Genomic DNA, 11,314 nt, shown 5'->3' with positions numbered 1-11,314 from the left:
CAGACGTGTCGCCCATGCCTTTGATAGCGTCCCCGCTTTCTGCCCGATCCCAAGCCGTTGCACTGGAGCTGGACAAGGCCCGCGCCAGCGGCCCGCTGAAAACCATCCAGATCCCGCCCTGTCCGGCCCTGCTCGGCGAGCTGCGCCTGGCGCTGTCACAGCCCGAGCCCGACCTGCAGGCCGTGGCCCGCATCGCCAGCAGCGATGTGGCCATGGCCGCGGTGTTGCTGAAAGCCGCCAACAGCCCCGCCTTCTCGACCGGCCAGCCGGTGCACACGGTCGGCCAGGCACTCTACCGGCTGGGGCTGGACCAGTCGGCCGCGCAGCTGACGGCCTTCCTGCTGCGCAGCGCGCTGCCCGTGAGGGCGCCGCAGCTGCAGCGCTTCTGGGAACGCTCCGGAAAACGCGCCAGCGCGATGGCCTTCATCGCCCGGCAGTTGCCCGGCATGTCGGAGGACCTGGCGCAAACCTATGGCCTGTTCTGCCACGTCGGCCTGCCGGTGATGCTGCAAAGCCTGCGCGGCTACGCCGGCACGATGACCGAGGCGGCAGCCCGCATCGACCGCTCCTGCATCGCCACCGAAAACGCCAACCACCGGACGGACCATGCCGTCGTCGGTGCGCTGGTGGCCCGCATCTGGCGCCTGGCGCCGGAAGTGATGGTGGCCCTGCGCCGCCACCACGACCTGGACATGCTGGGTGACCGCGAGACCGACCCCGAAGTCCACACCCTGGTCGCCGCCGGCCTGGTCGCCGAACACCTGATGCGCCGCCACGAAGCCCTGCCGCCGGACGCCGACTGGCAAGACCATCGAGGCCGGGCGATGAACTGGCTGCAGATCGACGAAGGCGACGTCGAGCACTGGGAAGACCTGCTCACAGGCGAGCTGGAAACGGCCTGAGCTTCAGCGCCGGGCGCTGCGTCGAGACGGCTGCGCCCGGCCGGCAACGGGCCGCCCCGGGGCGGCCATGCCAACCCGTTCGGCGGGTGGTGGTGACACCCCAACCCGCAACCGTATGGGTCCATCCAGGGCCGCGGCAAGTTCTTCGGCCCCTAGGCTGACCTCGCCGCAAGGCCCGCAAAGGCATGGCTCTTGCGTAGGCCGCGCCGCCGGTGAAAACCACCGGTCAAGGGAGAAGACCAATGACGAACGGACTCGACGCCGCCGCGCTGCGGCGCGGCTTGCTGCTGGCCGCCACCTGGCCCGCGTTCACCTGCTCATCGGCCAACGCGGCCGCGCCGCCGCCGGATACCCCCGCGAAGGCCGCCTACGGGGTGCCCAGCACCCTCAGCCTGGCGGCGGCCATTGCGACCGCAGCGAACAACCCGCTGTGCAGCAACGGCCGGCTTGGCCCCTACTACTGGGAGATCGGCAATGCCGAGGGCGCGCTGGTGAGCGGCTCCACCGGGCCCGGCGCCGGCACGGTGATGAGCGTCGCCTCCGGCTCCAAGTGGCTGTACGTGGCCTACGTGTTCGAGAAGCTGAGCTCCACACACCCGCTGGACCCAGAAGCCGACCTGCCCTACCTGCACTTCACCAGCGGCTACACGCGGCTGGGCAACATGGTGTCTGCCGCCTTTTGTGGCCTGGGTGAGGTGATCACCGTGGATGACTGCCTGAACGCCACGCCCGTCACCGGCCAGCAGGACCCGGCCACCGTGGGCAAGTTCGACTACGACAGCGGCCACATGCAGAAGCACGCCAGCCTGCACGGTCTGGGTGCGGTGGACGGCCCCATGCTGAGCCAGACCGTGGGCCAGGCACTGGGCGTGAGCCTGAACTACGCCCAGCCGCTGGTGGCGGCCGGCGTGCACATCAGCGCCGCGCAGTACGCCGTGTTCCTGCGCAAGCTGCTCAAGGGCGAGCTGAACCTGGCGGCCAGCCTGGGCACCCATGCCGTGTGCACCAACCCAACCGACACCACGCACGGCTGCTCGCCGGATGCCTCGCTGCCCGCGCCCATTCCTGAAAGCGAGAGCTGGCACTACGCGCTGGGCCACTGGGTGGAGGACGACCCGGTGATGGGCGACGGCGCGTTCAGCAGCCCCGGCGCGCTGGGTTTCTACCCCTGGATCGACAGCGAGAAGCGCTTCTACGGCGTCATCTCCCGCCAACGCGATGGCGACGAGCAGGGCTTTGCCTCCGGCTATGAATCGGCCCAGTGCGGACGACTGATCCGCCATGCCTTCGTCACGGGCCGCGAGCAGACCGGCACGCAGCCGGACTGAAGTGCCGCGGCGGGCGGCTGCAGGCCCAGGGCAAGGTCGTCTCGTCGAACGCACTGCCGCCGAACGGCCGACGAGCAAGCCCACCTACTTGCGGTCAGGCAGCTCGATCTTGACTTCCAGCACTTCCAGGTTGTCCTGCCGTTCCAGCAGCACCTTGATGTCTTCCGGATTGATGGAAACGTACTTGGAAATCACCGCGACCAATTCACGCTGCAACGCTGGCAGGTAGTCGGGGGTGGCGGCGCTGCGGCCGCTGCGCTCGTGCGCGAGGATGATCTGCAGGCGCTCCTTGGCCACGCTGGCCGTGGCCTTCTTCTCGCCGAGCAGGAAAGACAGAAACGACATGCCGCTCACCTCCCGCCAAACATGCGCTTGAAGAAGCCGGGCTTGGCCGCGTCGACGAAGCGCATCGGCTTGTCTTCGCCCAGGAAGCGAGCGACCACGTCCTGGTAGGCCTCGGCCACATCGGTGCCCTTCAGGTGCACGGCAGGCAGGCCCTGGTTGGACGCGTCCAGCACGCTTTCCGACTCGGGGATCACGCCGATCAGCTCGATGCGCAGGATCTCCTGGATGTCTTCCAGCGACAGCATCTGCCCGCCGACCACGCGGCTGGGGTTGTAGCGGGTGATCAGCAGGTGTTCCTTGATGGGCTCCTTGCCTTCGATCGCCCGCTTGGTCTTGCTGGCCAGCATGCCCAGGATGCGGTCCGAGTCGCGCACCGAGGAGACTTCGGGGTTGGTCACCACCAGCGCCTCGTCGGCGAAGTGCATGGCCATCAGCGCGCCGGTCTCGATGCCGGCCGGCGAGTCGCAGACGATGTACTCGAAGTCCATGTCGGACAGTTCCTTTAGCACCCGCTCGACGCCGTCCTGCGTCAGCGCGTCCTTGTCGCGCGTCTGCGAAGCAGCCAGCACGAACAGGTTGTCGCACTGCTTGTCCTTGATCAGCGCCTGGCTGAGCTTGGCCTCGTTGTGGATCACGTTGATCAGGTCGTAGACCACGCGGCGTTCGCAGCCCATGATCAGGTCCAGGTTGCGCAGGCCGACGTCGAAGTCGATCACTGCCGTCTTGTGGCCGCGCAAGGCCAGGCCAGACGCAAAGCTGGCGCTGGTGGTGGTCTTGCCCACGCCGCCCTTGCCTGAAGTCACCACCACGATCTTGCTCATCTCAAACACATCCTTTGCAGTCAACCGGCGAGCCGCCAAGGCCGGCCGGATAAACGACAGAAATCGAAAAACTCAAGGAAACGCCGGGCCGCCCCAAGTTTCCTTGACCCCCTCGGGGGGGCCTGACGCGAAGCGGCAGGTCTGGGGGCATTCATCACTCAGAACTTCAGCGGCTCGAACAACAGCTTGTCGCCGTCCAGCCGCACTTGGGAAGGCTTGCCCACCACGTCGGCCGGCAGCCCGTTTTCCAGCGTGCGCCAGGTGCCGGCAATCGACACCAGCTGCGGCTCCATCACCGCCGCGAAGATGCGCGCCGAGGTGTCGCCCTGGGCACCGGCCAGCGCACGGCCGCGCAACGGGGCGTAGACGTGGATGCTGCCGTCTGCAATCACTTCGGCACCGAAACTCACCACCGCCAGCACGATCAGGTCGCCTCCACGGGCATACACCTGCTGGCCGGACCGCAGCGGCTTGTCGATGATCAGCGTGCGGGCCGCTGCAGCAGGTGCGGCAGGCGCCGGTGCAGCAACGGTCTCGGCCGGCGTTTCAACCGCCACCTCGGCCACCGGTTCGACAACCTGCGGCAAATCTTGCGCGGGCTCGGCGCGCGCCGCCGCCTCGTCAGGCGCCTCGCTCAAGCCCGCGGCCCGGGCCGCGGCCATCTGTTCTTCGCTGCCCCCACGCGCCGCAACCGGGTTGAAGCCATGGCCACGCAACAGCGTCAGCAGCGCACCGAAGTCCAGCGGCTGGGCGGCTTCGCGCAGCGCGGAGAGGTCAATGCACAAGGGTTCCTGCTCAAACAGGCCGGGTGTCGCGCCGTAGCGCTCGGCCAGCGCCTCGCGCAAGGCTTCCAGTTCAGGCGTCTTGAGCAGCAGCGCCAGCACGCTCAGCTGCGCGCTCTTCAGGTCGAACACCGCGGTGGCGTTCGCTTTGCTCGCTTTGGATGCCTTGGAGGAAACGGCCATTGCTTGGATGGGTCGCGGGAAGGGGCGGCGGTGCCGCAGCGAAGCCCGCAGTGTACCGGCCAGCCCCCGTCGGGCCCACGAAACGCCCATCAAACGGCACGCTGGCGTGCTCGCCCAGCAGCGTGGTGGCCAGGCGTTCGGCGTTCTGCTCGGTGCGCAACGCCTGGTAGGCCAGTTCCGCCTCCGGGTAGCGCCGACGCAGGTGCTGCAGCCACTGCTTGAGCCGGCCGGCCTGGTAGCGCGGCACGATGTGGGCGCGCACGATGCCCCAGTAGGCCGCGAACAGCTGCAGCACCTCGGGCCAGCTGAGCGCGGGCGCCCGGGCGTCCTTGGCGTGATTCACGGCCTGGTCATGCAGGATGGCCAGCGCCAGCCCGGGGTCGGCCACCTGGCCACGGCCCAGCATCAGGTCGCGGCAGCCGGATTCGGCCAGGCAGCGCCTGGCATCGGCCACGCTCCAGATCTCGCCGTTGGCAATCACCGGTATGTTCACCGCTTCGCGCACCTCGCCAATGCGGGCCCAGTAGGCTGGCGGCTTGTAGCCCTGCAGTTTGGTGCGGCCATGCACCACGATCTCCATCGCCCCACCGTCGGCCAGCGCGCGGGCGCAGTCCAGCGCCCGGCTGTCGTCCTGCGTGCCCAGCCGCATCTTGGCCGAGACCACGGTGCCGGCCGGCACGGTGCGTCGCACCTCAGCAAGGATGCGGTGCAGCAGTTCGGGGTCGTCCAGCAGCGAGGCACCGCCGCCGTGGCGGTTGACGATCTTGGCCGGGCAGCCGAAGTTGAGGTCCACGCCATGCGGGCTCATGGCGACCATGCGGGCGGCGTTATCCGCCAGGCAGGCCGGGTCCGAACCGAGCAGCTGGCCGCGGACCGCAATGCCAGCCGGCGTGAAGCCACCGTTGGCGAGTTCCGGCATCACGCGCTGGTAAACCCGTTCGGGCAGCAGCATGTCGGTGATGCGGATGAACTCGCTCACGCAGCGCTGAATGCCACCGGCGCGCGTCAACACGTCGCGCAAGGTGAAGTCGAGCAAGCCCTCCATCGGGGCCAGCAGCAGGTTCATCGTCTCGTCCATCGCCTGGGCCGGCGGCGAGTGCCACCGGCAAGAGGCGAACGATACCTGCTTAAGCAGCGGTGGCCCGCGGCGGGGCCACTCGCCCGGCGTCAGTGGTACAGCGGCACGATGGCCGGCACGGCGTATTCGCGGCCGATCACCGCACGGGCGTAGAAGTAGTTCTCGCGCGCAACCTCGCTGAGTGCGTCCAGGTCCACATGCCCGGCCGCATCACAGGGAAAGGCCATCGCGCGCCCCTGGTTGAACAGCGACTGGAAGCGCAATTGGTAGATGGCGGCGGCGGGCAGGGTTGAAGCTGAGGTCTGCACTGCCGGGGTCAAGGTGATGTCCATGGGGATCTCCTTTTTGATCCCTTTCAACGCTGCGCCTCGACACTGGGAGCACAGGCAAACGGGATCGGCTTGGATTGAACTCTAGGCTTCCTGCAAACACTGCCCCATCAGCGCAATGCCGCACCGGCTGTCGGTGCGCGGCGCCGGCAGATGTAAGTGCTTGTCCGACAGGCGCGTACGACAGGCCGATGAGGCCTGTCGTGGCACGCCCCTTGCCGTCTTGCGCGCCGATGCGCCGGCAATCGTGCACGGCGCGCTTTCGTTGGGAACCACCATGTGCAAGTTTCAAGTCCGTTCCGGGGCGGGCGCAGCTGCGCTCGTCCTGTCGTTTGTGTCCCATGTCACGGCCGGCGCGGCCGCGCCGCCGCCCGGCTTTGCCGGCCCGACGGCCAACAGCCTGCTGGCCGCCAAGGCCACGGCCCAGGACAACGCGCTGTGCAGCCAGGCCTTTCTGGGACCGTTCTACTGGGAGATCGGCGATGCCTCGCAAATCCTGGCCAGCGGCCAGGTGGGCAGCGACGACAGCGTGCTGATGCGCGTGGCCTCGGCGTCGAAGTGGGTGTATGGCGCCTACGTGGTTGAAGTGCGCGGCGGCCAGGCCAGGCTGGACCCTGAAAACGACCTGCCCTTCCTGAACTTCACCAGCGGCTACAGCAACATGGGCAACATGTCTGCGGCCCAGGCCTGCGCGGCCGACCGGGTCAACACGGTGGACGACTGCATGAAGGCCGTGCCCGGCGGCAGCCAGCAGAACAGCGCCACCACGGGCAAGTTCGACTACGACAGCGGCCACCTGCAAAAACACGCCAGCCTGAACAGCATGGGCGACCTGGCCAACCCGGACCTGTCGGCAGGCGCGCTCAACACGCTGGGCGTGCCCTTCATCTACGGCGAGCCGCTGCTGGCCGGCGGCCTCTACACCAATGCCAGCACCTACCGCCAGTACCTGCAGCGGCTGCTGGCCGGCGCGCTGAAGATGAGCAATGCGCTGGGCACCCACGCGGTCTGCACCAACCCCAGCGACCTGCAGCACGGCTGCTCGCCCGCGCTGGCATTGCCCGGCCCCATCCCGTCCAACGAGAGCTGGCATTACTCGCTGGGACACTGGGTGGAAGACGACCCCGCGGTGGGCGACGGCGCCTTCAGCAGCCCCGGCTCGTTCGGCTTCTACCCCTGGATCGAAGCCGGCAAGCGCTACTACGGCATCCTCGCGCGTGACAGCGATGGCGACCAGCAAGGCTATGTCTCGGCGCAGTGCGGCCGGCTGATCCGCCATGCCTGGCTGACCGGCCGGGAGCAGAAGAGCAGCGCGCCGGACTGAGACAGACGGTCACAGGAACGGGCTCGGCGGAAGGCTGGCCTGGGGGTGGCAGCGGGTAAGCTGCACGCTCGCCGTACAGATCACCCGGAGTTTGCCTTGCCGCCTCGTTTTGCCATGGCCTGGATGGCCTTGTGTTCCGCCCTTGCCATGACTGCCTGCGGGGGTGGAGGGGGTGGCGACGTCAGCGCGCCCACGCCAGCCCCCGCCCCGGGGCCGACACCCCCTCCGCCCCCTCCCTCGCCGCCACCACCGCCACCGCCAGCACCCGCCGCGCCCACGTCCACCAGCGCCGCAGCCGCCAGCGCCACGGCGCAACACAACGCGCTGTGCAGCACCGACAGGCTGGGCCCGTATTTCTGGCAGATCGGCAATGCCGACGGCGCGATGGTCTCCGGCGAGCTGGGCGCCACCTCGAGCACGCTGATGAGCATTGCCTCGGCCTCGAAGTGGATCTACGGCGCCTACGTGGTGCAGCGCCGTGGCAGCGCCAGCGCACTGAGCGCCACGGCCGACCTGCCCTACCTGCACTTCACCAGCGGCTACACCAACCTGGGCAACCTCTCGTCTGCCTTGGCCTGCGGTGCGGACAGCATCAAGACCGTGGACGAATGCCTCAACAGCACGGCCACCAGCGGCCTGCAGGACGCCAGCACCACCGGCAAGTTCGACTACGACAGCGGCCACATGGAAAAACATGCCAGCCTGGTGGGCTTGGGCAGTTACACCGCGCAGGCGCTGGGCACCGAGGTCTCGTCGGCGCTGGGCGTCACCTTCGGCTACGGCCAGCCGCTGCTGGCCGGCGGGGTCTACACCACGGCCGACGGCTACGCCACCTTCCTGCGCGCCATCCTGAGCGGCCGGCTGAAGATGAACGGCGCGTTGGGCTACGCCTCGGTCTGCACCAACCCGCTGGACACGGCCCACGGCTGCAGCACGGCCAATGCCATCGTCGGCCCGGTGCCCACCAGCGAGAGCTGGCACTACGCCGTTGGCCACTGGGTCGAGGACGACAGCCTGGTCGGTGACGGCGCCTTCAGCAGTGCCGGCGCCTTCGGCTTCTACCCCTGGATCGACCAGAGCAAGACCTGGTACGGCGTGCTGGCACGCCAGCAGGAAGGCGAGAAGCAGGGCTACGCATCGGCGCAGTGCGGGCGCCTGATCCGCCACGCCTGGATGACCGGCGTCGAGCAGACCGGCAGCACGCCGCAATGAACCTTCCCGCCGTTCGCCACAGCCCAGCCGCCGAGCGCAATCGCGGCCCCATCGGCGAGGCCTTGCTCGGCCTGCTGCCGGCCCAGGGCCACGCGCTGGAGATCGCCTGCGGCAGCGGCCAGCACGCGGCCTGGTTCGCCGGCCTCCTGCCGGGCTGGCACTGGCAGCCCACCGATGCCGACGAAGGCAACTTCGCCTCGGTGCGCCAGTGGTGCGCAGCGCTGCCGAACGTCGCCGCGCCATTCCAGCTGGACCTGCTGACGCTGCCAGCCGACCTCGAGGATGCACCGGTGGCCGCCGCCAGCCAGGACCTGCTCTTCTGCGCCAACATGCTGCACATCTCGCCCTGGCCGGCCTGCGACGCGCTGATGCGGCTGGCCACCGCTGTGCTGCTGCCCGAAGGCCAGCTGATCGTCTATGGCCCGTTCGTCATCGAAGGCGAGCCGCTGGCACCCAGCAACGCCGCCTTCGACGAAGACCTGCGCCAGCGCGACCCGGCCTGGGGCCTGCGCCACCTGGCAGCCGTGCAACAGGTCGCGGCCAGGCATGGCCTGCAGCTGGCCCAGCGGCGCGCCATGCCGGCCAACAACCAGTTGCTGGTGTGGCAACCAGCGCCTCGGGAGCGCTGATCCGGCAGGCCGGCACGCAAGCTGCGTGGCCCAGCGGGCCTGCCGTACCCCCATCCCGCCGATGCGCCGCCCGCCCTCCCTGTTCCGACCCGCTGCCCATGGACCGCGCTGACGAAGCCCCGTCCGCAGCCGCCGAACTGCTGCCGCTGCTGTGGCGCGTCGGCGCCATCGAATTCGACGAGAGCAGCTTCGAGCTGCGCGTGCATGGCGCGCCGGTGCGCGCCGAACGCGTGCCGCTGAAGGTGCTGCAGCGCCTCTTGCGGGCCGAGGGCCAGGTCGTCAGCGCCGACGAGTTGCTGGCCAGCATCTGGCACCGCAGCCGCGACACCATCTCGCGCAACGCCGTCTCCAACGCCGTGGCCAAGCTGCGCCGCGCACTGGGCAATGAAGCCGCACAGTTGATCGGCGTGCTGCCGCAAACCGGCTACCGCCTGCTGCAGCCGGCCAGCGCCAGCCCGGTGGCCCCGCCGCCCACGCTGGCCGATGGCCTGCTGCCCGGCCGGCCGGTGCCGCACGCGCCTGGCTGGCTGCTACAGGCGGCCTTGCGGGCCGGGCAGGCCTCGGCCGTGTGGACCGCCCTGCATGCCGACGGAAGGCAGGCCGTCTTCAAGTTCGCGCTGCATGCCGACCTGCACCTGCAAGGCCTGCGCCGCGAGCTGCACATCGCCCGCGTGCTGGCCACGGCACTGGGCGAGCGCCCAGCCTTCCTGCAGCCGCTGGACGCCAACCTGACGCGCGCGCCCTACTTTGTGTGCACCGCCTACGCCGGGCCAGACCTGCTGCGCTGGGCCGCGCGCGCAGGCGGCCTGGCCAAGCTGCCACTGGCGCAGCGGCTGGCCGCGCTGGCCGCTGCAGCCGAAGCCATGGCCGCTGCCCATTCGGTCGGCGTACTGCACAAGGACCTGAAGCCAGACAACCTGCTGCTGGACGAAACACCCGGCGCCGCGCCACAGGTGCACATCATAGACTTCGGCAGCGGGCAGTTGCCCGAGCTGCCCCCGGCGCCCGGCGAGCGCGCCTCCACGCTGGCCGTGCTGCCCGAAGGCTCGGAGCGGCGCACGCTGATGTACCTCGCACCCGAGCGCCTGGTCGGCCGAGCCGCCACGGTCGCCTCAGACGTCTATGCCTTCGGCGTGATGCTCTACCAGCTGGTCGTGGCCGACTTCGACCGGCCGATCTCGCCCAGCTGGGAGGCCGACGTGACCGACCCGCTGCTGCGCGAGGACATCGGCCTGGCCACCCAGGGCGACCCGGCGCAGCGCATGGCCTCGCTGCAGGAACTGGCGCGGCGCCTGCAGTCGCTCCCGCAGCGGCAGGCGCAGCTGGCCGACCAACAACGGCGCGAGCAGGATGCACAGCGCAGCGAGCGGCTGCTGGCGGCCTCGCGCGCCCGGCGGCCGTGGGTCATCGCGGCGTCGGCGTTGTTCGTGGCCGGCACCGCAGCCAGCCTGTTCTTTGCGAGGGAAGCCGGGTTGCAGCGCGATGAAGCCGTCGCCCAGCACCTGAAGGCCCAGTCCGTCACCGACTTCATCGCAGTGGGCTTCCTGCAGGCCGCCAACCCCGCGCTGGGCGGCGACCACGACATCACGCTGCGCGATGCAATGCGCCGCGCTGGCCAGCGGCTGGACGTGGAACTCAAGGGCGCCCCGGCCACCGCAGCCGCGATGCACCAGGCCATTGGCAACAACTTCCTCGCGCTGCTGGAACTCGACGACGCCGTGCCGCATTTCCAGCGCGCGCTGGAGATCGGCCAGCAAACCCATGGCGATGGCTCCGACGCGGTGCTCAATGCCCGCTGCGACCTGGGCGGCGCGCTGCTGATGCGGGGCGACTTGGCGGCTGCGCAACCGCTGGCCGAGCAGGCCCGCGCCGCGCTGGCCTCGCCAGCCAGTGCGCTCAGCCTGGCCACGCGCTGCAAATGCCACCAGCTGCTGGGCAATGTCGCGAATTCGCAAAACCAACCCACCGCAGCCGCCGCGCAATTCAGGCAAATGGCCGAGCTGGCCGAGAAGAATCCTTCGGCCACCCCGCGGCAAAGGGGTTTGGCCAGGGCCGTCTACGGACAGTCATTGGTCACGCTGGGCCAATTGGTCGAGGGCAAAGCCATATTGCACGAAGTGGCCCAGGATTTCGAGCGGCAGTTTGGCGCGGACCAGTTCGATACCCTCAGCGCGCGCTACATGCTGGCCCAGGCCGAGGCGCGCATGGGCGAATTGGCATCGGCCCGCGCCGCGTATGTGCAAATCATCGCCATCTACCAGCGCCGCTTCGGATCGCAAAGCCCGCTGGTGCAGCACATCTCGAAAGAGCTGGCCGCACTGCCTCCCCCCAAAGACTAGGGAGACCGAGCGCCGGCAACGGCACCGCAGGCCAGCTCGTGC

Annotated in this window: 11 protein-coding genes; 6 read left to right on the top strand and 5 right to left on the bottom strand. The window is 69.3% G+C overall.

Translation table 11 applies throughout. From position 1 onward, the window contains the following. Positions 1–14 precede the first annotated feature (14 nt). Complete coding sequence (locus tag AC3WR5_RS23930; RefSeq protein ID WP_492487667.1) at positions 15–902, top strand: HDOD domain-containing protein; 888 nt, start codon at positions 15–17, stop codon at positions 900–902. A gap of 242 nt (positions 903–1,144) precedes the next feature. After that, entirely contained in the window at positions 1,145–2,230 is a 1,086-nt protein-coding gene (locus AC3WR5_RS23925; protein WP_141290050.1) for a hypothetical protein, read from the top strand. Positions 2,231–2,314: 84 nt separating this feature from the next. Here AC3WR5_RS23925 and minE read toward each other — a convergent pair whose 3' ends face one another. From minE to AC3WR5_RS23900, 5 genes are all read right to left on the bottom strand, one after another. Beyond that, complete coding sequence (gene minE, locus AC3WR5_RS23920; RefSeq protein WP_141290049.1) at positions 2,315–2,575, bottom strand: cell division topological specificity factor MinE; 261 nt, start codon at positions 2,573–2,575, stop codon at positions 2,315–2,317. A 5-nt stretch (positions 2,576–2,580) separates the two neighbouring features. Further along, positions 2,581–3,396, bottom strand: coding sequence for a septum site-determining protein MinD (gene minD / locus AC3WR5_RS23915; protein WP_141290048.1), 816 nt, complete (start codon positions 3,394–3,396; stop codon positions 2,581–2,583). A gap of 158 nt (positions 3,397–3,554) precedes the next feature. Then, complete coding sequence (gene minC / locus AC3WR5_RS23910; protein WP_492487664.1) at positions 3,555–4,361, bottom strand: septum site-determining protein MinC; 807 nt, start codon at positions 4,359–4,361, stop codon at positions 3,555–3,557. Continuing rightward, the gene (locus tag AC3WR5_RS23905; RefSeq protein WP_492487662.1) at positions 4,252–5,427 is read right to left on the bottom strand and encodes a tRNA-dihydrouridine synthase; all 1,176 of its coding nucleotides are present in this window, start codon (positions 5,425–5,427) and stop codon (positions 4,252–4,254) included. The genes minC and AC3WR5_RS23905 overlap by 110 nt, the downstream gene beginning before the upstream one ends. Positions 5,428–5,528: 101 nt before the next feature. After that, on the bottom strand, positions 5,529–5,771 hold the full coding sequence (locus AC3WR5_RS23900) for a hypothetical protein (protein WP_492487660.1): 243 nt from the start codon (positions 5,769–5,771) through the stop codon (positions 5,529–5,531). Between the two features lie 274 nt (positions 5,772–6,045). Here AC3WR5_RS23900 and AC3WR5_RS23895 point away from each other — a divergent pair, with 274 nt between their 5' ends. The 4 genes from AC3WR5_RS23895 (at position 6,046) to AC3WR5_RS23880 (ending at position 11,272) form a co-directional block, all read left to right on the top strand. Beyond that, positions 6,046–7,092, top strand: coding sequence for a hypothetical protein (locus AC3WR5_RS23895; RefSeq protein WP_492487658.1), 1,047 nt, complete (start codon positions 6,046–6,048; stop codon positions 7,090–7,092). 147 nt (positions 7,093–7,239) lie between these two features. Then, on the top strand, positions 7,240–8,304 hold the full coding sequence (locus AC3WR5_RS23890) for a hypothetical protein (protein ID WP_492487656.1): 1,065 nt from the start codon (positions 7,240–7,242) through the stop codon (positions 8,302–8,304). Next, positions 8,301–8,933, top strand: a complete 633-nt coding sequence (locus AC3WR5_RS23885) for a DUF938 domain-containing protein (RefSeq protein WP_492487655.1) — start codon at positions 8,301–8,303, stop codon at positions 8,931–8,933. The genes AC3WR5_RS23890 and AC3WR5_RS23885 overlap by 4 nt, the downstream gene beginning before the upstream one ends. A 98-nt stretch (positions 8,934–9,031) precedes the next feature. Further along, complete coding sequence (locus AC3WR5_RS23880; protein WP_492487653.1) at positions 9,032–11,272, top strand: protein kinase domain-containing protein; 2,241 nt, start codon at positions 9,032–9,034, stop codon at positions 11,270–11,272. Positions 11,273–11,314: the final 42 nt, after the last annotated feature.

The organism is Ideonella sp. FW305-24 (genome assembly GCF_058788035.1).
Note: the sequence above shows the minus strand (reverse complement) of the source record. Positions and strands in the feature narration are given on the sequence as shown.

What these genes read in the sequence shown, in the direction of transcription:
- AC3WR5_RS23880 (WP_492487653.1), top strand. Translation starts at nt 9,032, where the DNA reads ATGGACCGCGCTGACGAAGCCCCGTCCGCAGCCGCCGAACTGCTGCCG.
- AC3WR5_RS23885 (WP_492487655.1), top strand. Translation starts at nt 8,301, where the DNA reads ATGAACCTTCCCGCCGTTCGCCACAGCCCAGCCGCCGAGCGCAATCGC.
- AC3WR5_RS23890 (WP_492487656.1), top strand. Translation starts at nt 7,240, where the DNA reads ATGACTGCCTGCGGGGGTGGAGGGGGTGGCGACGTCAGCGCGCCCACG.
- minD (WP_141290048.1), bottom strand. Translation starts at nt 3,396, where the DNA reads ATGAGCAAGATCGTGGTGGTGACTTCAGGCAAGGGCGGCGTGGGCAAG.
- AC3WR5_RS23925 (WP_141290050.1), top strand. Translation starts at nt 1,145, where the DNA reads ATGACGAACGGACTCGACGCCGCCGCGCTGCGGCGCGGCTTGCTGCTG.
- AC3WR5_RS23930 (WP_492487667.1), top strand. Translation starts at nt 15, where the DNA reads ATGCCTTTGATAGCGTCCCCGCTTTCTGCCCGATCCCAAGCCGTTGCA.
- AC3WR5_RS23895 (WP_492487658.1), top strand. Translation starts at nt 6,046, where the DNA reads ATGTGCAAGTTTCAAGTCCGTTCCGGGGCGGGCGCAGCTGCGCTCGTC.
- minC (WP_492487664.1), bottom strand. Translation starts at nt 4,361, where the DNA reads ATGGCCGTTTCCTCCAAGGCATCCAAAGCGAGCAAAGCGAACGCCACC.
- minE (WP_141290049.1), bottom strand. Translation starts at nt 2,575, where the DNA reads ATGTCGTTTCTGTCTTTCCTGCTCGGCGAGAAGAAGGCCACGGCCAGC.
- AC3WR5_RS23905 (WP_492487662.1), bottom strand. Translation starts at nt 5,427, where the DNA reads ATGAACCTGCTGCTGGCCCCGATGGAGGGCTTGCTCGACTTCACCTTG.
- AC3WR5_RS23900 (WP_492487660.1), bottom strand. Translation starts at nt 5,771, where the DNA reads ATGGACATCACCTTGACCCCGGCAGTGCAGACCTCAGCTTCAACCCTG.